This is a genomic window from Devosia oryzisoli (genome assembly GCF_014837245.1).
Classification (GTDB): domain Bacteria; phylum Pseudomonadota; class Alphaproteobacteria; order Rhizobiales; family Devosiaceae; genus Devosia; species Devosia oryzisoli.
In genome coordinates this window covers 13,062-38,020 of record NZ_JACYFU010000005.1, presented here as the reverse complement: position 1 = coordinate 38,020, position 24,959 = coordinate 13,062, and the positions used below count along the sequence as shown (strand labels likewise).

Annotated in this window: 26 protein-coding genes and 1 pseudogene; 19 read left to right on the top strand and 8 right to left on the bottom strand. The window is 64.0% G+C overall.

Annotated features, from left to right (window positions below; translation table 11 throughout):
• Positions 1-33: 33 nt before the first annotated feature.
• A pseudogene (locus IC608_RS16315) lies at positions 34-168 on the bottom strand (histidine kinase); the annotation flags it as partial.
• Positions 169-334: 166 nt separating this feature from the next.
• On the opposite strand from IC608_RS16315, the gene IC608_RS16310 reads away from it, so the two are divergent.
• Genes IC608_RS16310 through IC608_RS16300 form a run of 3 tightly spaced genes read left to right on the top strand, consistent with a single transcriptional unit; the run spans position 335 to position 3,360 of the window.
• Positions 335-910 carry a shikimate kinase gene (locus IC608_RS16310; RefSeq protein WP_191777755.1) on the top strand — a complete coding sequence of 192 codons (576 nt, stop codon included), beginning with the start codon at positions 335-337 and terminating at the stop codon, positions 908-910.
• Between the two features lie 45 nt (positions 911-955).
• Complete coding sequence (gene aroB / locus IC608_RS16305; RefSeq protein ID WP_191777753.1) at positions 956-2,071, top strand: 3-dehydroquinate synthase; 1,116 nt, start codon at positions 956-958, stop codon at positions 2,069-2,071.
• Positions 2,068-3,360: an HlyC/CorC family transporter gene (locus IC608_RS16300; protein ID WP_191777751.1), complete on the top strand. Its 1,293-nt coding sequence runs from the start codon at positions 2,068-2,070 to the stop codon at positions 3,358-3,360. The genes aroB and IC608_RS16300 overlap by 4 nt, the downstream gene beginning before the upstream one ends.
• Here IC608_RS16300 and IC608_RS16295 read toward each other — a convergent pair.
• Positions 3,357-3,653, bottom strand: a complete 297-nt coding sequence (locus IC608_RS16295; RefSeq protein WP_191777749.1) for a BolA/IbaG family iron-sulfur metabolism protein — start codon at positions 3,651-3,653, stop codon at positions 3,357-3,359. The two genes, IC608_RS16300 and IC608_RS16295, sit on opposite strands and share 4 nt — an antisense overlap.
• Before the next feature lie 49 nt (positions 3,654-3,702).
• Here IC608_RS16295 and IC608_RS16290 point away from each other — a divergent pair, with 49 nt between their 5' ends.
• The 5 genes from IC608_RS16290 (at position 3,703) to IC608_RS16270 (ending at position 8,965) form a co-directional block, all read left to right on the top strand.
• Positions 3,703-4,329, top strand: a complete 627-nt coding sequence (locus IC608_RS16290; RefSeq protein WP_191777748.1) for a J domain-containing protein — start codon at positions 3,703-3,705, stop codon at positions 4,327-4,329.
• A gap of 144 nt (positions 4,330-4,473) precedes the next feature.
• Entirely contained in the window at positions 4,474-5,457 is a 984-nt protein-coding gene (gene cobS, locus IC608_RS16285) for a cobaltochelatase subunit CobS (RefSeq protein WP_191777739.1), read from the top strand.
• 160 nt (positions 5,458-5,617) lie between these two features.
• Entirely contained in the window at positions 5,618-7,507 is a 1,890-nt protein-coding gene (gene cobT, locus IC608_RS16280) for a cobaltochelatase subunit CobT (RefSeq protein WP_191777737.1), read from the top strand.
• Positions 7,504-8,496 carry an esterase-like activity of phytase family protein gene (locus tag IC608_RS16275; protein WP_191777726.1) on the top strand — a complete coding sequence of 331 codons (993 nt, stop codon included), beginning with the start codon at positions 7,504-7,506 and terminating at the stop codon, positions 8,494-8,496. The genes cobT and IC608_RS16275 overlap by 4 nt, the downstream gene beginning before the upstream one ends.
• Before the next feature lie 67 nt (positions 8,497-8,563).
• Positions 8,564-8,965, top strand: coding sequence for a VOC family protein (locus IC608_RS16270; RefSeq protein WP_191777724.1), 402 nt, complete (start codon positions 8,564-8,566; stop codon positions 8,963-8,965).
• A gap of 33 nt (positions 8,966-8,998) precedes the next feature.
• Here IC608_RS16270 and IC608_RS16265 read toward each other — a convergent pair whose 3' ends face one another.
• Both IC608_RS16265 and rpmB read right to left on the bottom strand, forming a co-directional pair.
• A complete protein-coding gene (locus IC608_RS16265; RefSeq protein WP_191777722.1) occupies positions 8,999-9,685 on the bottom strand; it encodes a queuosine precursor transporter in 687 nt (228 codons plus the stop codon).
• Between the two features lie 194 nt (positions 9,686-9,879).
• A complete protein-coding gene (gene rpmB, locus IC608_RS16260; protein ID WP_191777720.1) occupies positions 9,880-10,164 on the bottom strand; it encodes a 50S ribosomal protein L28 in 285 nt (94 codons plus the stop codon).
• Positions 10,165-10,399: 235 nt separating this feature from the next.
• Between rpmB and IC608_RS16255 the strand changes: the two genes are divergently transcribed.
• From IC608_RS16255 to IC608_RS16235, 5 genes are all read left to right on the top strand, one after another.
• Positions 10,400-11,173 carry a DUF3108 domain-containing protein gene (locus tag IC608_RS16255; RefSeq protein WP_191777717.1) on the top strand — a complete coding sequence of 258 codons (774 nt, stop codon included), beginning with the start codon at positions 10,400-10,402 and terminating at the stop codon, positions 11,171-11,173.
• Between the two features lie 1,020 nt (positions 11,174-12,193).
• Positions 12,194-15,109, top strand: coding sequence for a helicase-related protein (locus IC608_RS16250; RefSeq protein WP_191777715.1), 2,916 nt, complete (start codon positions 12,194-12,196; stop codon positions 15,107-15,109).
• A 3-nt stretch (positions 15,110-15,112) separates the two neighbouring features.
• Entirely contained in the window at positions 15,113-15,529 is a 417-nt protein-coding gene (locus tag IC608_RS16245; RefSeq protein ID WP_191777712.1) for an RNA-binding S4 domain-containing protein, read from the top strand.
• Between the two features lie 155 nt (positions 15,530-15,684).
• Complete coding sequence (gene fdxA, locus IC608_RS16240) at positions 15,685-16,023, top strand: ferredoxin FdxA (RefSeq protein ID WP_191777710.1); 339 nt, start codon at positions 15,685-15,687, stop codon at positions 16,021-16,023.
• Between the two features lie 358 nt (positions 16,024-16,381).
• Positions 16,382-16,948 (top strand): CarD family transcriptional regulator, encoded by a 567-nt coding sequence (locus IC608_RS16235; RefSeq protein ID WP_191777708.1) that lies wholly within the window; start codon positions 16,382-16,384, stop codon positions 16,946-16,948.
• A gap of 77 nt (positions 16,949-17,025) precedes the next feature.
• Here IC608_RS16235 and IC608_RS17965 read toward each other — a convergent pair whose 3' ends face one another.
• The 3 genes from IC608_RS17965 to IC608_RS16220 form a co-directional block, all read right to left on the bottom strand.
• Positions 17,026-17,391, bottom strand: coding sequence for an excalibur calcium-binding domain-containing protein (locus IC608_RS17965; RefSeq protein ID WP_210316400.1), 366 nt, complete (start codon positions 17,389-17,391; stop codon positions 17,026-17,028).
• A 124-nt stretch (positions 17,392-17,515) separates the two neighbouring features.
• Positions 17,516-18,064, bottom strand: coding sequence for an AAA family ATPase (locus tag IC608_RS16225; RefSeq protein ID WP_248306456.1), 549 nt, complete (start codon positions 18,062-18,064; stop codon positions 17,516-17,518).
• Positions 18,065-18,077: 13 nt separating this feature from the next.
• Entirely contained in the window at positions 18,078-18,908 is an 831-nt protein-coding gene (locus tag IC608_RS16220) for an SAM-dependent methyltransferase (RefSeq protein WP_191777704.1), read from the bottom strand.
• Between the two features lie 42 nt (positions 18,909-18,950).
• On the opposite strand from IC608_RS16220, the gene IC608_RS16215 reads away from it, so the two are divergent.
• The 5 genes from IC608_RS16215 (at position 18,951) to IC608_RS16195 (ending at position 22,301) form a co-directional block, all read left to right on the top strand.
• Positions 18,951-19,742 carry a ComF family protein gene (locus IC608_RS16215; protein WP_248306455.1) on the top strand — a complete coding sequence of 264 codons (792 nt, stop codon included), beginning with the start codon at positions 18,951-18,953 and terminating at the stop codon, positions 19,740-19,742.
• Between the two features lie 33 nt (positions 19,743-19,775).
• Positions 19,776-20,030, top strand: coding sequence for a glutaredoxin 3 (grxC, locus tag IC608_RS16210; protein ID WP_191777702.1), 255 nt, complete (start codon positions 19,776-19,778; stop codon positions 20,028-20,030).
• Between the two features lie 42 nt (positions 20,031-20,072).
• Positions 20,073-20,900, top strand: a complete 828-nt coding sequence (locus IC608_RS16205; protein WP_191777700.1) for a carbon-nitrogen hydrolase family protein — start codon at positions 20,073-20,075, stop codon at positions 20,898-20,900.
• Positions 20,901-20,966: 66 nt separating this feature from the next.
• Positions 20,967-21,389: a DUF1178 family protein gene (locus IC608_RS16200; RefSeq protein ID WP_191777698.1), complete on the top strand. Its 423-nt coding sequence runs from the start codon at positions 20,967-20,969 to the stop codon at positions 21,387-21,389.
• Between the two features lie 42 nt (positions 21,390-21,431).
• The gene (locus tag IC608_RS16195; RefSeq protein WP_191777696.1) at positions 21,432-22,301 is read left to right on the top strand and encodes an aldo/keto reductase; all 870 of its coding nucleotides are present in this window, start codon (positions 21,432-21,434) and stop codon (positions 22,299-22,301) included.
• Positions 22,302-22,488: 187 nt separating this feature from the next.
• Here the strand turns inward: IC608_RS16195 and ilvD are convergent, their stop codons facing one another.
• Positions 22,489-24,342 carry a dihydroxy-acid dehydratase gene (gene ilvD / locus IC608_RS16190; protein ID WP_191777694.1) on the bottom strand — a complete coding sequence of 618 codons (1,854 nt, stop codon included), beginning with the start codon at positions 24,340-24,342 and terminating at the stop codon, positions 22,489-22,491.
• Positions 24,343-24,542: 200 nt separating this feature from the next.
• On the opposite strand from ilvD, the gene IC608_RS16185 reads away from it, so the two are divergent.
• The gene (locus IC608_RS16185) at positions 24,543-24,914 is read left to right on the top strand and encodes a hypothetical protein (RefSeq protein ID WP_191777693.1); all 372 of its coding nucleotides are present in this window, start codon (positions 24,543-24,545) and stop codon (positions 24,912-24,914) included.
• Positions 24,915-24,959: the final 45 nt, after the last annotated feature.

Below are 24,959 nucleotides of genomic sequence, written 5' to 3'. Positions count from 1 at the left end.
GGGCGGCTTGGCGGCACTATCCCCCTCGCCCAAGAGGTCGCGCGTCGGAATGCGCACGGAGACCTGCTTGGGCTGGGGCTCGACAAAGGAGACCAGCGCGAACATGCCGGCAAAGACGAGGCCGGCGAGAAACAGCAGGGTGATCAGCAAGCGAAACAGAGTGGGCATGGAGGTCCTGCGCGATGTCGATGCGCTCAAAGGTAGCGGCAAAAGGTTGCCATAGGGTTGGCCGCACTGTCGCGGAAAGCGGCGCAGGGATCAAGTTCGCCGGCGCGTCTGCTTGACAGGGGGCTTCTGGGCCGATTGAAACGCAGGCAGACGGAGGGCAGGGGCGTTGAGCAGATCGCAAGGCACGGCACGGCAAGGACGCGCCAAGGCACTTGCCGCCCGGCTTGCCGGCCGGCCGCTGGTTCTGGTGGGCATGATGGGTGCAGGCAAGACGACCGTCGGCCGCAGGGTTGCCCGCCGTTTGGGGCGGGTATTCGTCGACAGCGACGCTGAAATCGAAAGTGCCGCCCAGATGAGCATACCGGAGTTTTTCGCCCAGCATGGTGAAGGCGAGTTCCGGGCCGGTGAACGCCGGGTCATATCGCGGCTTCTCAAGGAGAAGGACATTGTCCTCGCCACCGGAGGCGGAGCCTTCGTCAACGCCGAGACCCGGGCCTTGGTCAAGGAAGGGGGCGTGTCGGTCTGGCTTAAGGCCGATCTCGAGGTGCTGTTCGCGCGGGTCTCGCGCCGCTCGAACCGCCCCCTCCTCCTGACGGCCGACCCCAAGGCAACGCTCGAGCGGCTGATCGCGGAGCGTTACCCCATCTATGCCGAGGCGGACGTGACCGTGATGAGCCGGGATGTGTCGCAGGACACGGTGGCGAGCGATGTCATCGCAGCGGTCCTCGCCCATCTTTCCTGACGATTTTTTTGAGGCGCCACGCTCGGCGCCGGGAGACTTTGAAGCATGCCGCAGATCGATCACACCGTGCACGTGGCCCTCGGCGAGCGAGCCTACGACATCCTGATCGGGCCGCGGCTCCTGGAGGAAGCCGGCGCTATCCTCGCCGATCGCTTTCCCGGCCGGCGCTTCGGGATCGTCACGGACGAGACGGTGGCAAAGGCGCAGTTGCCGCGCTTGCAGACTGCGCTCGACGCAGCGGGGCTCTCCTATTCTGCAATCGTGCTGCCGCCAGGCGAGGCGACCAAGAGCTATTCGGCCCTCGAGCAGGTGGTCGAAGGGCTGCTCGCCGCCCGGTTGGAACGGGGCGACCTGGTGATCGCGCTGGGGGGCGGCGTCATCGGCGATCTGGCAGGATTTGCCGCCGCCATCACCCGCCGCGGCATGGACTTCGTGCAGATGCCGACCTCGCTCCTGGCGCAGGTGGATTCCTCGGTCGGCGGCAAGACGGGCATCAACTCGCCGCAGGGCAAGAACCTGGTCGGCGCCTTCCACCAGCCGCGGCTAGTGCTGGCCGATCTCTCCACCCTCGATACTTTGCCGCTGCGGCAATTCGCAGCTGGTTACGCCGAGGTGGTCAAATATGGCCTCATCGATGATCCGCAGTTCTTCGAATGGCTTGAAGCGAACCGCAGCGAGATTTTTGCAGGTGGGCCGGCGCGGGGCGAGGCCATTGCGCGCTGTTGCGCGCACAAGGCGCGCGTCGTGATCGAGGACGAAACGGAAACCGGCGTGCGGGCGCTGCTCAATCTGGGACACACGTTCGGGCATGCGCTGGAAAAGGATACCGGCTACTCCGACCGCCTCCTGCATGGCGAGGGCGTGTCCATCGGCATGGTGCTGGCGCACGGCTTTTCCACGCGCCTCGGGCTGGCGCCGGGGCAGGATGCGAGCCGGGTGGAAAACCACCTCAAGGCAGCGGGTCTTCCCACCCGTCTGGCCGATATCCCGGGTGAAATCGGCTCGACCGAGACGCTGATGGCGGCCGTCGCGCAGGACAAGAAGGTGCAACGGGGCGCCCTGACCTTCATCCTGACGCGAGGCATCGGCCAAGCGTTCATTGAAAAGAATGTCGATCCTCAAGTGGTTCATGGTTACCTCGAGGAGATGCGTTCCGCATGACAATTGCGCTTTGGCTGACCTGTGCCGGTATCGTCCTGCTGCTGGCGATGAGCTTTTTCTTTTCCGGTTCCGAGACGGCGCTCACGGCGGCGTCGCGCGCGCGGATGCACCAGCTGGCCCGCGCCGGGGACAAGCGGGCCGAACTGGTGGAAAGTCTCAGCACGGAAAAAGAGCGGCTGATCGGCGCGATCCTGCTTGGCAACAATGTCGTGAACATTCTCGCCTCCACATTGGCGGCGAGCGTGCTGATCGCCCTCTTCGGCCAGTCAGGCATCGCCTATGCCACGCTGGGCATGACAGCGGCCGTGGTGATCTTCTCGGAGGTGCTGCCCAAGACCCTGGCGCTGATGCGTCCCGATGGCTTTGCGCTCGCCGTCGCACCGGCGGTGCGCGTGGTGGTGTTCCTCTTCGCTCCGGTGACCCTGGCGGTGCAGGGCATCGTCAACGCTATCCTGCGCTTGTTCGGGCTCGATGCGAGCAATGTCAGCGCCATTTCCGGGCGGGACGAGATTCGCGGGACCCTGAACCTGCTGCATTCGGAGGGAGAGGTGGTCAAGGGCGACCGCGACATGCTGGGCGGCATCCTCGATCTCAGCGACCTCGCGGTCAGCGACGTGATGGTGCACCGCACGCAGATGACGGCGCTCGACGCGGATCAGCCGATCGAAGCCCTCGTGGATGCGGTGCTGGCGAGCGCGTATACGCGCATCCCCCTCTATCGGGGCGAGAGCGACGATATCGTCGGCATGGTCCACGCCAAGGACGTGCTGCGCGCTGTGGCCGCCGCCAAGGGCGATATGAGCCAGATCAGCATCGAGCAGATCGCCAGCAAGCCCTGGTTCATTCCGCAATCGACCCCGGTGCAGACCCAATTGGCGGCCTTCCTCAAGCGCCACACCCACATGGCGCTGGTGCTCGACGAATACGGGGTGCTCGAAGGCCTCGTGACGCTGGAAGACATCATCGAGGAGATTGTCGGCGACATCTCGGACGAACACGACGAGCCGGATGATGAAGCGCTCTACGGGATTGAGAAACAGCCCGACGGCAGCTATATCGTGGATGCGAGCATCCCCATCCGCGACATCAACCGGGCCCTTGACTGGGACCTCCCAGACACCCACGCCAACACCGTGGCGGGGATCGTGATCATCGCGGCCAGGATCATTCCCGATCCGGGCCACGAGGTCAGCGCGCACGGCTTCGACTTCGTCGTCCTGGCCCGCGACCGGCAACGCGTGTCAAAGGTGCGCATCGTGCCGCAACCGGACCAGAACGCGCAGGGTTAGGCCGGGGAACCGGTTGTGCCTGACGGGGCGTTTCCGGAGGGAAGCACCTCGATGGCGAGGGCGTGGACGCGGTCCTTCAATTCTGCGTCGAGCGTTTCCATCACCGCCCGGTGTTGCGCGACGCGGCTCAGGCCGTCAAAATTGCGGGTCGCGATTCTGACACGAAAATGAGTTTCACCACCCTCCCGCCAGCCGGCGTGACCCCGATGGCGGTTGGATTCGTCGATGACCTCCAGATGGAGCGGCGAAAAACGTTCTGTGAGCTTGGCTGTTATCACGTCGGTGATGGACACGGTTCGGGCTCCGCAAAGACAATGGTTTCAAGGACCGTAACTAGGCGCAATGAAACAGCAATCCAAGATATTCGATTCCATTCGCATCCGCTCGCGCCGGGACGAGAAGCCCGAGCCGGTGGCTGATACCTGCGATTGGGAAGGCTGTGACCGGCCAGGGGAATACCGGGCGCCAAAGGGCAAGAAGTCGGAGGGGCAGTACCACAATTTCTGCCTCGAGCACGTTCGCCACTACAACAAGGCCTTCAACTACTTCGCCGGCATGAGCCCGGAGGAGCTGGACGAGGTGTTGCACACCCCGCCCAAGGCGGAGACGCGCTCGAGCTTTGGCAACGGCAGCGCAGGGGCGGCCAAGGCCGCGGCGCAGCAGGGGGCGCCCAAGCTGGGGGACCGTTATGGCGATCCGTTCGGCGTCTTTGCGCGCTATCGCTACCAGCAGGCCAAGCGCCCCGCCACCGAGCGCGTTCGGCCGCTCAACGAGCCGGACCGGCGTGCCCTTGAAGTGCTCGGCTTCACCCAACGGGCCAAATCCGACGAGATCAAGCAGGCCTATAAGGGGCTCGTCAAAAAGCACCACCCGGACGTCAATGGTGGCGATACCTCGTCCGAGGAGCGGCTGCGGGCGATCATCGCGGCCTACACCCATCTCAAGAAGGCCGGTTTCGTGGTGCGCTAAGCCCCATGCGCTGCGGCGCCGGCGAGGCTACCAGCCCCGCCACAATGCTGCTATAGAGCGGCACGACTTGCAGAATGGAGCGCTGCCCAGCGGGCAGGCATCCACCTCCCGACGAAACGAACGCTGAACTCCAAGAGCCTTGCCATGACCGAATTCCCCAATCTGCCCGACACCGAATACAAGGCGCGGGAGTTGTTCGGTATCGACACGGACCTCGTGGTCAAGGGCTACAAGGAGCGCACCGACCACGTGCCGCCGGTCGACCCGGACTACCTGTTCGACCGCAACACCACGCTCGCGATCCTGGCCGGCTTCGCCTACAACCGCCGCGTCATGGTGCAAGGCTATCACGGCACCGGCAAGTCCACCCATATCGAGCAGGTCGCGGCCCGTCTCAACTGGCCGCTGGTGCGCGTCAACCTCGACAGCCACGTCTCGCGCATCGACCTCGTCGGCAAGGACGCGATCGTGCTCAAGGATGGCAAGCAGATCACCGAGTTCCGCGACGGCATCCTGCCCTGGGCGGTGCAGAACAACATCGCGCTGGTGTTCGACGAATACGACGCCGGCCGCCCGGACGTGATGTTCGTGATCCAGCGCGTGCTGGAGCAGTCGGGCCGGCTGACGCTGCTCGATCAGAACCGCGTCATCACCCCCCACCCGGCCTTCCGCCTGTTCGCGACCACCAACACCATCGGGCTGGGCGACACCTCGGGCCTCTATCACGGCACGCAGCAGATCAATCAGGGCCAGATGGACCGCTGGAGCATCGTGACGACGCTCAACTACCTGCCGCACGACAAGGAAGTCGGCATCGTCCTGGCCAAGAACAAGGCCTATGGCGAGACCGAGAAGGGGCGCAAGCTCGTCAACAACATGGTGCGGCTGGCCGATCTCACGCGCCAGGCCTTCATCAACGGCGACCTCTCCACCGTGATGAGCCCGCGCGGCGTCATCACCTGGGCCGAGAATGCCGAAATCTTCGGCGGCGACATCGGCTTTGCCTTCCGCCTCACCTTCCTCAACAAGTGCGACGAGCTCGAGCGCCCCGTGGTGGCCGAGTTCTACCAGCGCGTGTTCGGCGAAGATCTGCCGGAAAGCTCCGCCAATCTGGCGGTGATGGCTTAACTCACTTCTCCCGGTTCTTCCGGGAGACCCCTCATCCGGCCCTGCGGGCCACCTTCTCCCCAAAGGGGCGAAGGGGACGCGGTGGTCGTCCAGGCACCGAGCTACCCCCTCGCCCCTCCGGGGAGAGGGTTGGGGTGAGGGGTTTTCCGGGACATATACTATGGCAACTCCCCCGCGCAGCAAGTCCAACAAGCCGGACCAGACCCAGGTGTTCAAGAGCGCCATGGGTGCGACGGTGCGCGCCATCGGCAACAAGGCCGACCTCGAGATCAGCTTCACCGCTGACCGGCCGCTCCTCACCTCGGACAAGGCGCGGCTGGCCAACCTGCCGCGGCTGCCGACCCGGCGCGACATCGCCATTGCCCGCGGCCAGGGCGACGCCATGGCCATGCGGCTCGCCAGCCATGATCCGGAAACCCATCGCAAGCGCCTGCCGATGGACCCGCAGGCCCGCGCCGCCTTCGATGCGCTGGAGCAGGCCCGCGTCGAGTCCCTCGGCGTCATCCGCATGCCGGGCATGGGCGGCAATATCCACGAAATGCTGGAGGACCGGCTGTTCCGCGCCAATTTCGCGGAAGTCGACGACAAGGGCGATGCGCCCCTGGCCGAGGCGCTGGGGCTGATGCTGCGCGAAAAGCTGGCCGGCGTGCCGGTGCCGCCCTCGGGGCATGCGCTGGTGGACCTCTGGCGCAAGGAAATTGAAGCCAAGGCCGGTCCCTCGCTCGAAAGCCTGCTCTCGACCTATGAAGACCAGGAGGCTTTCTCGAAAGCCGCCCGCGCCGTGCTGCGCGATCTCGATCTTATCGCCGAAAGCGAGATGGAAGACCCCGACGCCTCGGACGAGGAGGAGGGCAATGACAGCCAGCCCGAGCAGGCGCAGGGGTCGGAGCAGAACCCGGAGCAGGGCGAGGGCGAGAACGAGCAGGCCGAAAGCGAAGAGGACCAGCAGGCCGGCGAGAGCGAAGAAACCGGCGATGTCGAAGGCATGGAAGCCGACATGGCCGACAGCGACGAAGACGCCGAGGCGGAAGCGGGCGAAGATGCGCCCATGCCCCCGCCCGCCAAGGACGGTGGCGAGCGTCTCTCGAACCAGTTCACCTACAAGGTCTTCACCACCAAGTTCGACGAAATCGTCAAGGCGGCCGAGCTGTGCCCGCCCGATGAACTCGATCAATTGCGGGCGCTGCTCGACAAGCAGCTGGAAAACCTCGCGGGTGCGGTTGCGCGGCTCGCCAACAAGCTGCAGCGGCGGCTGATGGCCAAGCAGAACCGGAGCTGGCAGTTCGACCTTGAAGAGGGGCTGCTGGACACCGCACGGTTGACGCGTGTGGTAACCGATCCGCTGCAGGCGCTGAGCTTCAAGGTCGAGAACGACACCGATTTCCGCGACACCGTCGTCACCCTCCTGATCGACAATTCCGGGTCCATGCGCGGCCGCCCCATCACCATCGCGGCGATCTGCGGCGACATTCTTGCGCGCACGCTGGAGCGGTGCGGCGTGAAGGTGGAAATCCTGGGTTTCACGACCCGCGCCTGGAAGGGCGGCAAGAGCCGGGAGGCGTGGCTGGAAGCCAATCGGCCTGCCAATCCGGGGCGCGTCAACGATGTGCGCCACATCATCTACAAGGCGGCCGACGAGCCCTGGCGCCATGCGCGGCGCAACCTCGGGCTGATGATGCGCGAGGGCCTGCTCAAGGAAAATATCGACGGCGAGGCGCTCGAATGGGCGCGCAAGCGCCTGATGGCGCGGCCCGAGCAGCGGCGCATCCTGATGGTGATCTCCGACGGGGCGCCGGTGGACGATTCCACCCAATCGGTCAACGCCGGCAACTACCTCGAGGCACATTTGCGGCAGGTGATCGAGGAGATCGAGACGCGCTCGCCGATCGAACTGGTGGCCGTGGGGATCGGGCACGACGTGACGCGCTACTATCGCCGAGCGGTGACGCTGCTCGACGCCGAGGAACTGGCCGGTGCATTGACCGACGAACTCGCTGCCCTGTTCGACGACGAAGCCCCGTCCCAGACGCGGCGGCGGGGGCGCGGATGATCTGTCGGCCGCTGCCCTTGCTGCTGTCGCTCCTGACGCTGGTCCAGGCGGCCGGCGCGGTAGAGGTGACGGTGACGTCCGGGGCGGTGACACAGTTTCGGGGCGTGGGGCTTGATCAGCCCGTCGATGGGCTGATTTTCCGCGGCGGCATGACGCTGCAAAGCCAGGAAGATACGTTTGGGGGCCTTTCGAGCGTCACGCCCACGGGGCCGGACCAGGCCATCGCTTTTGTCACCGACCGGGGCAACTTCGTTTCCGGACAACTCGCCTATGACGCCTCGGATCGACTTCTTGGCTTCATCGGAGTGCAGATCGACCCGATCCAGAATTCGGGAGGCAAGCCCTTGCCGCGCCAGTTTGCGCGTGATGCCGAAGGCATGGACACGATCTGGCGCGACGGCATGCCGGTCGCGGTGCGCGTGAGCTTCGAGAACCTCACCCGGGTGGCCGATTTCGCCATTGCCGATGGGCGGCCGGGCGGCGCGGCGCGCGAAATTCCCATCCCTCAGTGGCTGACGGATCTGCGCACCAATGAGTCGCTGGAAGCCACCTGCATTGCGCCTTCGGCATCGCCGATTGCCGGGTCCACCGTGCTCATCGCGGAAAGCGCACTTGATGCAGAGGGCAACCACCGCGGCGAGCTCCTGGGGGTCAAGGACAAGGGGCCGATCGGCTACCGCAACTCGCCCATTGTCAATCCGACCGACTGCGCCTTCCTCCCCAATGGAGATTTGTTGATCCTCGAGCGCGGCGTGGCGTTGTTCAGCTTCGTCATGGCCCTGCGGCGCGTGCCGGCGGCCGAGGTGCGGCCGGGCAATCTCATGCAGGGCGAGTTGCTGCTGTCAGCCGAGGGCGGGGATATCGACAATATGGAAAGCCTGATGGTGCACCAGTCGCCCGGCGGCGAGACCCGCATCTTCATCGGCTCGGACAACAACTTCAACGGCTGGCAGCGGAGCCTGATGCTCGAGTTCGCGCTGGCGGAGTGATCCTTGACCACCGTCAATCTAGTCCGAGCCTCCGGTGGCAGCATGGCCATGTCACGGAGTTCGCGCCATGCCGCATTTCGTCCACATCGACATCGCTGCTGACGATCCGCAACGCGCGGCCGACTTTTATGCCGACGTCTTTGACTGGCCGGTTACCAAGCTTGAAGGGCCCACGCCCTATTGGCTCTTGGGCACCGGGCAAGATGGGGCGGGGATCGGCGGCGGCATCGCTAGACGCGAGCGCCGTTGGCAAACCATGACGCCGACCATAGAGGTCCCTTCGGCCGAAGCCTATGGCAAGAAGATCACCGCGTGCGGTGGCACCATCGTGGTGCCGGCGACCGAGATTGCGGGCGTGGGCCAGCTAGTCACCTGCCGGGATCCCGAAGGCAACGTCTTCGCCATCCTGCAACCGGCCCCCGGCAATCCTTTCGTGCCGCCACCTTCGGGCGGCAAGCCGCCGGCATGATCGCAAATGGGGCCAAGGGGCTCCGGTACTCGTTCAGGCGAGGGCGCTGAGCGGTGGTAGCGGCTTCAGGCGTCCCATGAGAGCACGATAGGGTGCGAGCAGCACGAGGGCCGCCAGGAACTTGACCGCGAAATCGCCTGAGGCCAGCGACAGCCAGAGCGGCACCTCCGGTCCGATGCCAAGCCATGGCGCCGGGAAGGCCAGCGACCCGTCGGGAAGACCGAAGGCCGCGTCGACAAAGGCCAGGGCGGGGGCAAACGCCACCGTAAAGAAAATGGTCGTGTCGATGACCGAGCCGAACAGCGATCCGGCGAGCGGCGGCAACAGCCAGTTGCGGCTGGCCCGGAGGCGCGAAAAGACCGCGATATCGAGCAACTGCCCGACCACGAAAGCGGTGGCCGATGCCAGCGCGATGCGTTGCGTGGTGGCCGGCGCTCCGCCCGCATTCCAAGGCAGGGGGTGATAGCTGAGGTAGAAGGAAACGCCCAGGCCGACGAGGAAGCCGACCAGCACGACCAGCCGCGCATTGCGCGCGCCGTCGAACCGGTTGGTGAGGTCGGTGACCAGGAAGGCGAAGGGAAAGGTAAAGGCGCCCCAGGTCAGCAGGTCGGCGAGGTTCACCGGGCCGAGCTGGACCTGGAAGGGGTAAAGCACGAGGACGTTGGAGGCGGCGACCACGATCACCATGGCGACGATGGCGCCAACAAAGCGAGACAGCATCAGACTGCACCTTTTTGCGTCGCCATCGGCAAAAGACCGACGCGACTTCGGGGGGAGATCGGCGGAGCGATCCGGCACTGTTCTAATCCATGCCGGTGTCGCTGGTATAGAGCCGGCAGGGCGCGAAGCAACCGGGCAAAGAAAAACCGCGCGGAGGTGGCCCCCACGCGGTTTGATCGAAAATCGGAAGGCGCTCAGCCGGCGAGGGCGGCGCGAACTTCCTTCTTGATGCCCAGGGCCAGCGGGGACAGGTCAGCATCGTCCTGCTTGAGCAGGAACGCATCGAGGCCGCCGCGGTGTTCGACGGTGCGCAGGGCCGAGGTGGCGATGCGCAGCTTCACCGGGCGGTTCAGCGCCTCGGAAATCAGCGTGACGTTCACCAGATTGGGAAGGAAACGACGGCGGGTGCGGTTGAGGGCGTGCGAAACATTGTTGCCCACCATAACGCCCTTGCCGGTCAGTTCGCAGCGACGTGCCATTTTTGAGATCCTGTTTGTGTAAAGGTCCTGCGTGGCGGGGTCATCCCGCAACGGGCCTCGATTGTCATGAAATCCGGGGGTTCTGTAGAGAAAAGGGGCTCCCCCGTCAAGCGCGAGGGGGATTCAAAGGGGTGCGAGCGGCTTGCGCGGTCCCTATAGCGTCGGCACGGTGGCCGCAAGAAATGATTCGCCCCGGCCGTGTCCGCCGGGGGCGACGACACGAAAAGACCCAGCCGTGATCCGATCCGCTCTTGCCCTTGCCACCCTCGCCGCCTCCATGGCCGGCGCCTTTGCTGCCCCCGTTTCCGTCACTGCCAGCTATGTGATGACCGTCGGGCGCATCAATGTGGCGCTGATGGATGTGACCCTCGATGACGACGGCCAGCGCTACGGGCTGGATCTTTCGGCCAATGTCACCGGCTTCGGCTCGATGGTGGCGAGCGGAACGGCCACCGCCCGGTCGACCGGGAGTTCAGGCGGGCCGGCCCTGCAGTCGGAGAGCTTTACGCTCGAGACGCGGGCAAACGGCGAACAGTTCAGTGTCGACGTCGGCTACCTCGGGCGCGATGTCTCCAGTTTCAAGGTCAACCCCCCGGTGCTCGACACGCCGGACCGCGTGCCGCTGGAGCGCCGGCATCTGACAGGGGTCGGCGACTTCCTCTCCGCCTTCGTGCTCAAGGGAGAAGGACTCGACAAGAGCCTCTGCCAACGCGATCTCAACATCTTTACCGGTGTGGAACGCTTCGACATCGCCATGGCCTACGTCAACACGGACGAGGCGACCTCGCCCCGCACCGGCTATCAGGGGCCGCTGGTGTTGTGCTCCATCGACTACAAGCCCATCTCCGGGCACTACACCTCCTCGGACATCACCAACTATCTCGCCGATTCGAGCCGCATTCTCATCTGGTACATGCCGCTCTCCGATACCGGCTTCTATATTCCCTATCGCGCCATCCTGGGGACGACGGTGGGCGACCTTTCCATGGTGCTGGTGGGCACGCGCTGAACGGATCAAGCCGTTTTGGCCGATAGGACAACGTTTTGGCTTTCTCGTCCTCCGAAAGAAGGCGGCCGAGTGTACCGAACCGGCACAGTCCATTTTCAGGACAGTCGCGAGCCACAGTAGGCGATCCTGCACGTCCACGACCGGCAACTGGCGCGAAATGAACGCTCCGGGCGGGCGCATCGGGTTTGTCCCGAAATGGCGCGTCAACGAATTTATCGTTACCACGGCCGCGCCAACAACCCGGAAATAGGGGGGCAAGGGGTTTACGGCGGGGCCGCGCAGCACGGTCAGTGGGGTGGCGCGCTCTTCAGACATGGCGCAATGGCACCCTTTTAGCGACTTCTTTAGGTTCTTGAACGACTTCCGCTCTGACCTCGGCCGTTGCGAGGTGCCTTTAGTTGCCCCTCGAACGTCCACACACCCTATATGGTGGTGAACAAACCAAGATCATCATCGCCGCCGCGATTCTGCCCCTGTTCGTTCCTCTTTTGGTCCAGGCGTTAAATTGCTCGGCAAAGCGGTGGTCGTGACTCCGTTGAGAGACCGACGGCGTGCCAAGATAGTGATCATCTCGCCGCGCACGGGGGCCGTTCTCCAGGCTGGGCGGCGTTTCCCAGCCTGGGACGTCAATGCGAAAAAGTTTCAATGCAGAGGCCGGAAAGCCCCGGCGCGCACGGGCTCGCCGATTAGCCTGCAATCATTTTGGCGGCGGCACGGCGTAAGGGTTCATTAGCACATTGGGCAGAGCGCCCGCTCTTAAGAGAAAGCTAACGAAGGTGAAAGGATTTCTGGCGCTATTGCCACAGTTTGCGGGCAAAACGTTCTCCCGTTGTGGCGGCTGCCCGGGAATGGGGCCAGATGTTGTGGAGAACGAACAGGCACTCGCGGCACAATGCCGATTCGGTGGTGTTTCGTTGCTGCTTCGTTCCAGTCGTTAACACACGAGGGCGGAAGGCGCCGCCAATCTTCATTCGGTGTTGCCTCTCGCAAGCCGGGCCCGAACCCCTTACATAGGGCGCAATGACCTCCGCACCCTCCCAATCGGTCAAGGCCATTTTAGGGCCGACCAATACCGGCAAGACCTTTTATGCGATCGAGCGCATGCTGGCCCATCCGTCCGGGATGATCGGCCTGCCGCTGCGGCTTCTCGCCCGGGAGGTCTATCAGCGCGTGGTTGAGCGCGTCGGCGTGCAGGCGGTGGCGCTCGTCACCGGCGAGGAGCGCATCGTTCCGGCCAAGCCGCGCTACTGGGTGGCGACGGTCGAAGCCATGCCAAGCGACATCCATGTCGATTGCGTTGCGGTGGACGAGATCCAGACCGCCATTGACTTCGATCGCGGCCACGTCTTCACCGACCGCATCCTCAAGGCGAGGGGCGTGCACGAAACGCTGCTGCTGGGCTCGGGCACCATGGCGCCGGTGATCCGCAAGCTGCTGCCGCACGCCGAAATCATAGAGCGGCCACGCTTTTCTCAATTGACCTATTCGGGCTCGAAGAAGATCTCCCGACAGCCCACGCGAAGCGCCATTGTCGCGTTCTCTGCACGGCAGGTTTATGCCATTGCCGAACTGATCCGGCGCGAGCGCGGCGGAGCGGCGGTGGTGATGGGCGCGCTCTCCCCGCGCACACGCAATGCGCAGGTCGATCTCTACCAGAACGGGGATGTGGATTTTCTGGTCGCCACCGATGCGATCGGGATGGGCCTCAACCTCGACATCCACCACGTGGCCTTTGCCGACGACACCAAGTGGGATGGCCACCAGAGCCGCCCGTTGACCCCATCGGAACTGGGGCAGATCGCTGGTCGCGCCGGCCGGCATGCCCGCAACGGCACGTTCGGGGTCACCGGCGGCACGGAGAATTTCGACGAAGAGTTGGTAGTGCAACTCGAAACGCACGATTTCGAACCGGTCAAAGTGCTGCAATGGCGCAACAGCGCGCTGGATTTCGGATCGATCGAGGCGCTGCGCCGGTCGCTGGAGATGGCGCCCCAGGACCGCACGCTGACGCGGGTTCCAACGGCGACCGACCAGCATGCGCTGGAGTTCCTCGCCCGCAATGAAGCGGCCGCCCTGGCGCGTGGACGCGATGCGGTGAGGCTCCTCTGGGAATGCTGCCAAATCCCGGATTATCAGGGGATTTCTCCGGCCGCCCATGGCGAAATCGTCACGCGCATCTTCGGCGATCTGAGGCGCCACGGGGCCGTCAGCGCCGACTGGATCGCCGAGCAGGTGCGGTTCTGCGACAATGCAGAGGGCGATATCGACACGCTGAGCAATCGAATCCGGCAGATTCGCACCTGGACCTTTGTCGCGACGCGCAAAAACTGGCTTGAAGACCCGGTCCATTGGCGCGAAAAGACCAAGGACATCGAAGACCGTCTGAGCGATGCGCTGCACGAGCGCCTTACCCAGCGGTTTGTCGATCGACGTACAAGCGTGCTGCTCCGCCACCTGAAAGACAAACGTATGGCATCTCCCGAAATCAACAGCCAAGGCGAAGTCCGGCTCGAAGGCCACCTCATCGGCACGCTGGAAGGCTTCCGCTTCACGCTGGCGCGGTCCGAAGGGGATTTGGACGCCAAGGGGTTGCGCGGGGCTGCCGACTCGGTCGTGGCGCCTGAAATCCATAATCGCGCCGACCGGCTGGCGGGAGCGCCAAACGAAGAGTTCGTGCTGGCGACGGACGGGCGCCTGCGTTGGCGCGGCGAAGTTGTGGCCGAGCTGGCAGAGGGCGACAGCCTCTACCGGCCGCGCATCATCATGCTCGCAGATGAGACCCTGACCGGGCCCGACCTGGAGCGCGTGCAGGATCGCCTCAGCCTCTGGCTGCGCCACCACATCAATACCGTCCTTGAGCAGGTCATGTCGCTCGAGGCGCCGGCGGACCTCGAGGGCTCGGCGCGCGGCATTGCCTACCAGTTGTTCGAGCATCTGGGCCTGCTGCCGCGCGGCGCGGTGGCCGACGAGGTCAAGGGGCTCGACCAGGACGTGCGCGGCAAGATGCGCAAGCTGGGCATCAAGTTCGGCGCCTATCACATCTACCTGCCGCTTTCGCTCAAGCCGGCGCCGCGCGAACTTGCGCTGATCCTGTTTGCACTCAAGCATGGCGGCGTGCGCCAGCCGGGCGTCACCGACATTCCCCATATCGTGTTGTCCGGTCGAACCTCGTTCGAAGTGGATCCGGAAGTGGATACTCGCCTCTACGAGATCGCGGGCTTCAAGGTGGCGGGCAAGCGGGCGGTCCGTATCGATATCCTGGAGCGCCTGGCGGACATCATTCGGCCGCTCATCGCGCTCGATCCGACGCGAGTGCAGGGCGAATTGCCGGCCGGCGCCGCCGAAGGCAACGGCTTCCGCGTGACGGTCGAGATGACGAGCCTCCTCGGCTGTTCGGGGGAGGATTTCAGTTCCATTCTGAGCTCGCTCGGGTATCGCCTGCGCCGCACGCCAAAGCCAGTGGCGGTGCCGGCCGAGGCCAGCGCAGAAACGCTCGCTCTGGCTGAGACGCTGGACGCAGCGGAGGGCAGCGTTTCCACCGAACCGGTGGCGACACCGATCGAGGACGCACCGGGCTTGGCAGAGGGTGTGATCAACGAGGCGACCGAGGCCGAGGAACTGCCGGCAACGGCAGAGCCCGAGTTCGACGAGGTCTGGTTTCCCGGCGGACGTCGCAACGAGCAGCGCAGGGGCGACCATCGTCCTCGTCGCGAGGGGGCCGAGAGTCAGCAGCGGCGCCCGGATCGGCAGCGGCCCAAGGGACCGCGCCGTCCGCCGCAGGGTGAGGACCGGCCGCAGGGGGCAAAGCCAGGCAGCGGCAAGGGCCGCCCGGACAAGGCGGACCGTCAGGATCGTCGGCCGCCGCGTGAGGAGCGCAAGTTCGACCCCGATAGCCCATTTGCAGCCCTTGCGGCGCTGCGCGGCAAGACCGAGTAGCGATTGGCCGGCCCTGCCGAGGCGCCCATCCGAAAGGAGCGGCTCGACCGGTTCCTGTTCTTTTCGCGCGCGGCCAAGTCGCGCACGCTGGCCCAAAAAATCATTGAGGCGGGGGCCATCCGGGTCAATGGCGAGCGCACCGAACGCACCGACCACAAGGTGGGCGCGGGCGATGTGCTCACCATGTCGCTGCATGGTCGGGTCGTGATCTGGCGCTTGCTCGACTGCGGCACGCGCCGGGGTCCGGCAAGCGAGGCCCAGGCGCTGTATGAGGATCTGTCGCCGCCTCCGGTTCCCCGGGTAGAACTCTCGCCATATGACGCGGCGATCGCCGCGAGGGGGCCGGGCGCCGGGCGGCCGACCAAGAAAGAGCGCCGGGAGACCGACCGGCTGCGGGGCGCTGAAGAAGGCGAGGATTAGCGCCGGGAAAAGTTTCCGGCTGCCCGCAAATCTGCGCCAATCGGTCCTCGCCGGCGGCCTTGCGAGGGACCGGAAAACGGTTTAGCACCACAAGCGTCGAGACCAGCCCGTCCGCTTCGGGGCGAGCGCTGAAGCCTTCATGGAACGCCGTTTAGATGACCTACATCGTCACCGACAATTGCATCGCCTGCAAATACACCGATTGCGTCGAAGTGTGTCCCGTGGACTGCTTCTATGAAGGCGAGAATATGCTGGTGATCCATCCGGACGAGTGTATCGACTGTGGTGTTTGCGAGCCGGAGTGCCCGGCAGAGGCCATCAAGCCCGATACAGAGAGCGGGCTCGATGAATGGCTAGAGCTCAACCGCAAGTTCTCCACCGCCTGGCCAAACCTGACCGAGCGGCGCGATCCGCTGCCGGAGGCCAAGGAACGTGATGGTGAACAGGGCAAGCTGGCAAAGTACTTCACCGACGCGCCTGGCGAGGGCGACTGACGGACTTTCGTAAGTCGGCAGATTTGTGGGCGCAGCAGGCATTTGTCATGCTGCCGTCATATTATCGGCAGCCGCAACCGCCTATAGCGGCGCGGTGATTCGTTCCTTTTGATTTTGCTGATTTTTTGTGCTATGGTCTTTCCATATGCAGTTGAGCCCCTCACCCAGCCCGTGCCGTAAGGCACGATTTTTTTGACACAAAACCTGCGGTTATCTGGCCCTCCCGGACACAAGCGGAACCGGAAGGCTTGGAGCTCGTACTGCTAATGCGCCCGGGTCGGGCGCGCGTAGAGAGTTTGATGGCGGTCCTTGCCGCGAGGAACCGGCCATTTGGGGCGTCAACAAGGAGTTCCAGCATATGGTAGCCAAGAAGTCACAGCAGCGGCTCGGGTTCAAGACCGGTGAACATGTCGTCTATCCCTCTCATGGCGTTGGCATCATCGTGGCCATCGAAGAGCAGGAAGTCGCTGGTCTCACGCTAGAGCTGTTCGTCATCAGCTTCGAGCAGGACAAGCTGACGCTCCGCGTTCCCGTCGCCAAGATCAAGTCGGTCGGCATGCGCAAGCTGGCCGAGGAAGACGAAGTCCAGAAGGCGCTCGATACCGTCACCGGCCGCGCCCGCGTCAAGCGCACCATGTGGTCTCGTCGCGCGCAGGAATACGAAGCCAAGATTAATTCGGGCGACCTCATCGCCATCTCGGAAGTCGTGCGTGACCTCTATCGTTCCGAAGACCAGCCCGAGCAGTCCTATTCGGAGCGCCAGCTCTTCGAGCAAGCGATGGACCGGATGAGCCGCGAAGTCAGCGCCGTCAAGAAGCTGACGCTGACCGAGGCCGTGCAGCTAATCGAAAAGCAGCTCGCCAAGAGCCCAAAGCGTGGCAAGACCGACGCTGCGGACGCCGAAAGCGACGAGGAAGCGGCATAACAGTTCGCCATTTCCATCCAATCCAAAGGCCGGCAGATTGCCGGCCTTTTTTGTTGACCGCGCAGCAGGCGGGCTGGTTACCGATCTTCCGGTTCGCAGCCGATGCCGTCCCCGTCGCGGTCGAGATTGAAGATGTCCTTCCCCGCTACCCTCACGGTGCCGCTGAAGTGCCGGCAATCGACGTCACTTGTTGCGTGAACCAGCGATGCCGGTAGCGGGACGGAGTAAATGACCTCGGTGGCCACCGGCGGAAGGTCTGCTCCGGGCATGGCCAGAAAAGAGGGCAGCGACCGTATCGGTATGAAGCTTTGCGGCGATGTCGGAAAGATATAGGCGATGGTCGTATCGCCTTGCGCAACAATCGTCGGGGCGACGTCATGTGCTGTCGCCGCGGGGGCAAGACCGGTCAGGGCGAGTGAGAGCAGTATGGTTGAGCGGTTCATCATCAACATCCTTCGTTGCCCCTTGCCGCTGCAACGCACGACCGGTCCAAGGTCTTACCGGGATCCGTTTTTAGGGTTGACGAAGTGTTGACGAGTTCGACTGGGCCGGCCGCGGCGCATGGGTTCAGTCCTGGAGGCGATGAGTCTCTGCACCCAGAGCTGCCAACACGGCAGCCATGACCTGCTGATGGGTCCGGGCCGAAACGGCCAGCGCATGCCTCTCGTATCGGCCGAGGTCCGTGAACTGGTTGTGCAGATCGGCGACCACTGCCGGATCCGAAAGGCTATCTCCGCCGCGGGCCGCACATCGGCGAACAGCCTCGTGCAGTGAGGTGCGCAGCACGATGTAGTGAGTGGGAAGCCCCGTGGGCGTGAAGTGCGGGAGCCACCACGGGCGGACCACGCCATCGAGGACGACGAAGTAGCCTTCGCGCGCGTAAAGGCCGGCTACATCGGCGACAATGCGTGCAATCATGCGGTTCTGACGATCGGCCTCGGGTAACCACGGATCGATGTGCCCGGCCTTGATGTATCCCCAGAAGTCATCGCTATGGAGGTGAACCTTGGGTACGCTTGGCATTCGGGCCAGCGACTCTGCCGTGGTCGTTTTGCCCGAACCCGGGTGACCGGAGAGGATAAGGATCTGGCCGGCGAGGGCTGTGTCGTCGCCCAATTCAATCCTCTCCTCAGCTTCCGCCCAACACGTCGCGAAGGCTTGTCTTCGCGCTGCCCGGGCGCAAGGGTTTCTGCTGGCTTTCATGTGGCACCCAGCCGGAGAGCCACAGGATTTCGAGCGTTGCCCGTATACGCCCGTCACTGTCCGAATCGCGTTCGGCATAGGCGTGCGCAGCTCGTGACAGCAGCTTCCTCGTGGCAAAGCGTTTCGGGGCATCCACCAGCGGATTGGAGGCACCCAGGGCCTGCAGTTCGGCCATGAGCGCAAAGGGTGTCGCGTAGCGCACGGTGTGGCTTTCCACGTCCGCCACCGGCAGGGCCAGCCCGGCTCGCTGCAGCAGGGCACCGCCGTCGCGCACCTGCACCATGGGCGCGACGCGCGCCGAAGCACCCCCAGAAACGTCGAGATCGGCGGCAAGAAAGGCCTCGCGCAACTCGGAAAGGCTGTCGCCGCCGAGCATGGCAACCATAAGTAGTCCATCGGCGCGGAGGCGGGCGCGGAGGCGAGCCAGATAGCCGGGAACGTCGTTGACCACCTGCAGGTGCAAAAGGGACACGATCAGATCCTGCTCACCTTCCGGGAGTTCGGGGAACTCTCCATCCCCCGAAAAGGCCTCTATTCGCTCGAAGGAGACTGTGGCGCTTGCCGTTGGCAGGGCGACGGGAAGGGTAGACGCGTCGGGTGCAATCAAGACGGCGCGGGGAAAATCGCGGATGTGGGCCGCAAGGCGGTCAGCCAGGTCCTCCAGCACCAGATCGCGCACGAAATTGTCGCGACGGGGCCGACGGGCGAGATTGGCCCGGATGCGTGCGGTGTCGAAAATGCGCGGGGGCTGGGACATGAAGGTCTGCGAGGGCTGGATTGTCCAAGGGAACGTGGCAGTATGAGCCTTATGGAGAGCGTGGACGGGCAAGTCAAAGGCGCATCGGTCTGGGCAGCGGTCGTGCGCCTGGGACGCTTGATGCTCGACCAGGTCTATCCGCCCGGGTGTACCGCGTGCGGGGCTCCACTCGATGCCCATGGTGGGCTTTGTCCGCAGTGCTTTGCAAAAATGCGGTTCATCACCTCGCCGATGTGCACGGTGCTGGGGCTGCCCTTCGAAACCGATCTGGGGGATGCCCGTTCCGCCGAAGCGCTTGCCGACCCTCCGCCGTTCCGCCGCGCAAGGGCGGCCGTGGCTTATGGTGAGGTTGCCGGCACTCTGGTGAGCCGGCTGAAATACGGTGATCGGCCGGAACTGGCAGGGTTCTGTGCTCGCCTGATGGCACAGGCCGGACCGGAATTCTGGAACGAGGCTCCGGTTCTGGTGCCGGTGCCGCTTCATCCGAGCCGCCTGCGCCACCGGCGCTACAACCAGTCGATGCTGCTGGCCCAGGCCCTCGGCAAATCGCTGGGCCTGCGCGTGGAAGGGGGGCTCGTCCAACGCCACCGCAAGACGCGGCAACAGGTCGGCCTTAGTGGCGATGGCCGCGCGCGGAACGTGCAGGGTGCTTTTTCCCTCGACGCCCGCGCTCTGGAACGGCTGGGGGGACGCTCCGTTGTGCTGGTTGACGACGTCTATACAACCGGAGCGACTGTGAAGGCCGTCACAAACGTGCTGCTGCGGGGTGGCGTCACGACGGTCGATGTCCTCACCTTTGCCCGCGTTGTCATCGGCGAACACGAGCCCATATAAGAGGCACAAGGCCTCCCTCGGAGCAGATTTTTCATGGCTAAAATCGAGATCTACACCACACCGACCTGCCCCTATTGCCACGCAGCCAAATCGCTGCTGAACGAGAAGGGCGCGGATTACACAGAAATTACCGTGCTCGATCCGGAACTGCGGCAGAAAATGACCGAGCGGGCCCATGGGCGGCGGACCGTGCCGCAGATTTTCATCGGGGAGACGCACGTTGGCGGATATGACGACATGGCCGCACTCGACCGGCAGGGCAAGCTCGATCCACTGCTCGCCCAGTAGGCCGGTGTTTGCGTTGGCACTGAGAGAGGCGAGGGCGCGCCCATGAAAATAGCGGCCATCCAGATGCGGTCCGGACTTGACCCGGAGGAAAACCTGGCACAGCTCGAACCGATGCTGATCGAAGCGGCGCAGTCGGGGGCGGAGTATGTGCTGACCCCGGAGGTGAGCCTGATTTTCCCCGAGAACCGGGAGCAGTTGCGGTCCGTTGCCGCGCCGTTCGAGGGGCATCCGCAATTGGCTCGGATCAGCAGCCTTGCGCGCGAGCATGGCATTTTCGTCCACGTCGGCTCGCTACCGATCCCTCTCGAAGACGGGCGCTTCGCCAATCGGTCGGTGCTCTTCAGCAAGGACGGTGCGCAACTCGCACTCTACGACAAGATTCACCTGTTTGACGCCGATATTTCGGGGCTCAATGCGTATCGGGAGAGCGCTACCTATCGGGCGGGAGAGCAGGCGGTGGTCGCTCCGCTGGGCCGGTTCACGCTGGGACTGTCCATCTGCTACGACATGCGGTTCCCTCGGCTATACAACAGTCTTGCCAACAGCGGCGCAACGCTCATGGCGGTGCCGGCCGCATTTACGGTGCCGACCGGAGAAGCGCACTGGCATGTGCTGCTGCGAGCTCGAGCCATCGAGACAGGGTCCTATGTCATCGCAGCGGCTCAAGGAGGCGCCCACCCCAATGGGCGCTCGACATACGGACATTCTCTTGCTGTCGATCCCTGGGGGCGGGTCGTTGCGGAGCTGGCGCATGATCGGCCCGGCGTGCTGCTCGCCGAGATCGATCCAGCGGCAGTTGCAGAGGCGCGCGCGCGCATTCCAGCGTTGGTTAATGCCCGCGATTTTGCGCCGGCGGATTTGCAGGGTTGAGGCTGGACCCCTATATGCGGAAAGCGGGACTGATCCCGCTTAACCACAGCCAGATTTTGTGACGCCGTGATCCAGTATTCTCTTCAATGCTCGAAAGGGCATGTATTTGACGCTTGGTTCAAGAACGCTGCGACCTTTGATGAGCAGGCCGCGCTCGGCATCGTGCATTGCGCGACCTGTGGCAACAGCGCCGTGGAGAAGGCGCCGATGGCGCCCAGCCTTGCCCGCACTGGTGACGAGCGCGTGCCGCTATCCACCGCCCATCCTGATGCCGCCCGGTTCCGCGAACTGCTTCGGCAATACCGCCGCAAGGTGATGACCGAGGCCGAGAACGTCGGTGAGCGGTTCGCCGAGGAAGCGCGCAAGATTCACTTTCAGGAGGCCGAGGCGCGGGGCATCTACGGCCAGGCAACTCGTGACGAGGTCGCGGGGTTGATCGAGGATGGGGTTGAATTTCTTCCCCTGCCCGACGTGGGCGAGGACAATTAGGCGTCTTCGGGCGACTCATTCCATCCATTCAAGGAGACTGAAATGGCTCAACTCGATGCGGCCCAAGCGGGCTCGTTTGCGATCGGTGGCGATCTCTCGGTGAACCGCCTCGGCTTCGGCGCCATGCGGATCACCGGCGCGGGCATCTGGGGGCCGCCACAGGATCGCGATGAAGCTGTGCGCGTGCTGAAGCGCCTTCCCGAAATCGGCGTCAACTTCATCGACACTGCCGAAAGCTATGGCCCCTATGTCAGCGAGGAACTGATCGGGGAGGTGCTGGCTCCCTATGCCGAGGGAACGATCGTCGCCACCAAGGGCGGATTGACCCGCACGGGCCCCAATGTCTGGCCGCAGTTAGGGCGTGCGGAATTTCTACGGCAGGGCGTGATGATGGGTCTTCGCCGCCTCAAGCTGGAGCGGCTCGACCTCTGGCAGTTGCACCGGATCGATCCGAAGACGCCGCGCGAGGAACAGTTCGGCGAAATTGCGAAGATGCAGGAGGAGGGCCTCATCCGCCATGTCGGTCTGTCCGAGGTGAGCGTCGCGGACATCAAGGAGGCGAGCAAGTATTTCAAGGTCGCCACGGTCCAGAACCACTACAACTTCGCCAAACGCGACAGCGAAGATGTCCTGGAGTATTGCGCGGCGAACGGCATCGGCTTCATTCCGTGGTTCCCGCTGGCGGGCGGCGAGCTTGTTGAAGGAAACGAGAGGACGCGCGCCATCATCGAAAAGCACGGCGCCTCGGCCAGCCAGATTGCCCTGGCCTGGCTGCTCAAGCGCAGCCCGGTGATGCTGCCCATTCCAGGCACCGGCAAGGTTAGGCATCTGGAAGACAACGTCGCTGCAGCCTCTCTCACGCTGAGCGATGACGACTTCAATGTCCTCGACGCGGTGGCCAGGAAGAACTGATCGTTTCGAAGATTTTGGAGATTTGGGTCGGTTCGATAGGGAGGGTGGAATCCCCGCTATCGAACCTGACCAGATCAGCCAGCCTTGGCAGGCCGCTGAGTGGCTATGGCCCCTTTAGCACTGAGGTGCAGGCTTTGTCACGCGATTGTCGCAAAGCGTGATGGCGCCAAGGCGCCATCGCTTCACTTTAGTGCCAGAGCTTGTCGATCGCCTCGGTATCCCGGACTGCGCCGCGCGCGGCAGATGTGGCGAAGGCAGCGTAGGCCTTGAGGGCCGTGGTCACGTTGCGCTTGCGGGGGTGCGCAGGCTTCCAGCCGAGCTGATCCTGATCGTGGCGGCGCTGGGCGAGTTCGTCATCGCTGACAAGGAGGGTGATCGTCCGGTTCGGAATGTCGATCTCGATGGTGTCGCCCTCGCGCACAAGGCCGATCGTGCCGCCTTCGGCAGCTTCGGGTGAGACGTGACCGATAGAGAGGCCCGAGGTGCCGCCGGAGAACCGGCCGTCGGTCAGCAGAGCACAGGCCTTTCCGAGGCCCTTGGACTTCAGGTAGCTCGTTGGATAGAGCATTTCCTGCATGCCTGGGCCACCGCGAGGACCTTCGTATCGGATGACGATGACGTCGCCTTCGCGGATTTCGTTGGAGAGGATGGCCTTCACGGTGGCGTCCTGAGACTCGAACACCCGCGCGGGGCCGGTGAACTTCAGGATCGACTCGTCCACTCCGGCCGTTTTGACGATGCAACCGTCGATAGCGATGTTGCCCTTGAGGACCGCCAGGCCGCCATCTTTGGAGAACGGGCTTTCGGCCGAGCGGATGACCCCGTTCTGGCGATCCAGGTCCAGGTCGGCCCAACGGTTGGACTGTGAGAACGCCTGGGTAGTGCGGACGCCGCCGGGGGCAGCCATATAGAACTGGCGCACGCTTTCGGAGTTGGTGCGCGAGATGTCCCACTTGTCGAGAGCGTCACCCATCGTCGCCGAATGGATGGTGGGCTCGTTGCGGTTGATGAGACCGGCGCGGTCGAGTTGTCCGAGGATGGCCATGATGCCGCCGGCACGATGCACATCTTCCATGTGCACGTCGCTTTTGGCGGGCGCGACCTTCGACAGCACCGGCACCTTCCGGCTCAGCCGGTCGATGTCGTCCATGGTGAAATCGACGCCCCCTTCGTGCGCCGCCGCCAGGATGTGCAGCACCGTATTGGTTGAGCCACCCATGGCGATATCGAGGCTCATGGCATTTTCGAAGGCGGCCTTGCTCGCGATCGTACGCGGCAGCACGGAAGCATCTTCCTGCTCGTACCAGCGGCGGGCGAGGTCGACAATGAGATGGCCGGCCTCTTGGAAGAGGCGCTTGCGATCCGAATGGGTTGCAAGAGTCGAGCCGTTGCCGGGAAGAGATAGGCCGAGCGCTTCGGTAAGGCAGTTCATGGAGTTGGCGGTAAACATGCCGGAGCAGGAGCCGCATGTGGGGCAGGCTGCCTCTTCGACGGCCTGCACTTCGGCATCGGTGTATTGATCATCGGCAGCGATCACCATGGCGTCCACTAGGTCGAGCGCCTGCAACTTGCCCTTGAGCATGGCCTTGCCTGCTTCCATGGGGCCGCCGGATACGAAAACCACGGGGATGTTGAGCCGCATTGCGGCGTTCAACATACCCGGCGTGATCTTGTCGCAGTTCGAGATGCAGACCATGGCATCGGCGCAGTGGGCGTTGACCATGTACTCCACCGAATCGGCGATGATGTCGCGGCTCGGCAGGGAGTAGAGCATCCCATCGTGGCCCATCGCGATGCCGTCATCGACAGCGATTGTGTTGAATTCCTTGGCCACGCCGCCTGCCGCCTCGATTTCGCGGGCGACGAGTTGGCCGAGGTCCTTCAGGTGCACGTGGCCGGGCACAAATTGCGTGAAGCTGTTCACCACCGCGATGATGGGCTTGCCGAAGTCGCCGTCCTTCATGCCCGTTGCGCGCCAGAGGCCGCGGGCGCCGGCCATGTTGCGGCCATGGGTGGTGGTGCGGGAGCGATAGGCGGGCATGGAACGATCCTCGAATTGCTGCCGGTGACGCCGGGTAGTGTCCCGTTTCAATACCGCCAATCAGCATCAGCGGCAAGAATTTTCCGTACCGTACCGTACGGTACACTGGGCGACACGCGAGGTCAGAGGAAGTCAAGGTGCTGAGGTGGAACGGTCATCATGCCTACACGTTTGTTGGACAAGGACAGAGGAGACAACCCATGGACGCTATTCCCAATTCCGTACACGAGGGCATGAAGGTCCTCGACGCTCGCATGCACGACATCGGCACCGTCGAAACGTTCCGGGTCACGGACGAAGTGCCAGGCCATCCGGATCAGGATGCGGCTGGTGTCAGCCCGATTTTCGAAGAGGAGCGCAACACGCTCGCCGGCATCCTAGCCGATGTCTTTAGTCCGGACGACGAGCTGCCGCGCGAGATGCAGGAAAAGGCGCTGCGTGAAGGCTTCGTGCGCCTTGATGCGGACGGTCTCTTCGCAGCCGATCGGTATATTTTTCCCGAACACATCGATCGGGTGGAGGGGGACAAGCTGATCCTCTCCGTCAGCAAGGACGACTTGTTGAAGGTCTGATCTGTATCGCGGTCAGCCACGGCCCCCGCCCACAGGCGGGGGCTT

Coding starts and splice junctions, on each gene's coding strand:
- aroB (WP_191777753.1), top strand. CDS start 956: ATGCCGCAGATCGATCACACCGTGCACGTGGCCCTCGGCGAGCGAGCC.
- IC608_RS16300 (WP_191777751.1), top strand. CDS start 2,068: ATGACAATTGCGCTTTGGCTGACCTGTGCCGGTATCGTCCTGCTGCTG.
- IC608_RS16290 (WP_191777748.1), top strand. CDS start 3,703: ATGAAACAGCAATCCAAGATATTCGATTCCATTCGCATCCGCTCGCGC.
- cobS (WP_191777739.1), top strand. CDS start 4,474: ATGACCGAATTCCCCAATCTGCCCGACACCGAATACAAGGCGCGGGAG.
- cobT (WP_191777737.1), top strand. CDS start 5,618: ATGGCAACTCCCCCGCGCAGCAAGTCCAACAAGCCGGACCAGACCCAG.
- IC608_RS16275 (WP_191777726.1), top strand. CDS start 7,504: ATGATCTGTCGGCCGCTGCCCTTGCTGCTGTCGCTCCTGACGCTGGTC.
- IC608_RS16270 (WP_191777724.1), top strand. CDS start 8,564: ATGCCGCATTTCGTCCACATCGACATCGCTGCTGACGATCCGCAACGC.
- IC608_RS16265 (WP_191777722.1), bottom strand. CDS start 9,685: ATGCTGTCTCGCTTTGTTGGCGCCATCGTCGCCATGGTGATCGTGGTC.
- rpmB (WP_191777720.1), bottom strand. CDS start 10,164: ATGGCACGTCGCTGCGAACTGACCGGCAAGGGCGTTATGGTGGGCAAC.
- IC608_RS16250 (WP_191777715.1), top strand. CDS start 12,194: ATGACCTCCGCACCCTCCCAATCGGTCAAGGCCATTTTAGGGCCGACC.
- fdxA (WP_191777710.1), top strand. CDS start 15,685: ATGACCTACATCGTCACCGACAATTGCATCGCCTGCAAATACACCGAT.
- IC608_RS16235 (WP_191777708.1), top strand. CDS start 16,382: ATGGTAGCCAAGAAGTCACAGCAGCGGCTCGGGTTCAAGACCGGTGAA.
- IC608_RS17965 (WP_210316400.1), bottom strand. CDS start 17,391: ATGAACCGCTCAACCATACTGCTCTCACTCGCCCTGACCGGTCTTGCC.
- IC608_RS16220 (WP_191777704.1), bottom strand. CDS start 18,908: ATGTCCCAGCCCCCGCGCATTTTCGACACCGCACGCATCCGGGCCAAT.
- IC608_RS16215 (WP_248306455.1), top strand. CDS start 18,951: ATGAGCCTTATGGAGAGCGTGGACGGGCAAGTCAAAGGCGCATCGGTC.
- grxC (WP_191777702.1), top strand. CDS start 19,776: ATGGCTAAAATCGAGATCTACACCACACCGACCTGCCCCTATTGCCAC.
- IC608_RS16205 (WP_191777700.1), top strand. CDS start 20,073: ATGAAAATAGCGGCCATCCAGATGCGGTCCGGACTTGACCCGGAGGAA.
- IC608_RS16195 (WP_191777696.1), top strand. CDS start 21,432: ATGGCTCAACTCGATGCGGCCCAAGCGGGCTCGTTTGCGATCGGTGGC.
- ilvD (WP_191777694.1), bottom strand. CDS start 24,342: ATGCCCGCCTATCGCTCCCGCACCACCACCCATGGCCGCAACATGGCC.
- IC608_RS16185 (WP_191777693.1), top strand. CDS start 24,543: ATGGACGCTATTCCCAATTCCGTACACGAGGGCATGAAGGTCCTCGAC.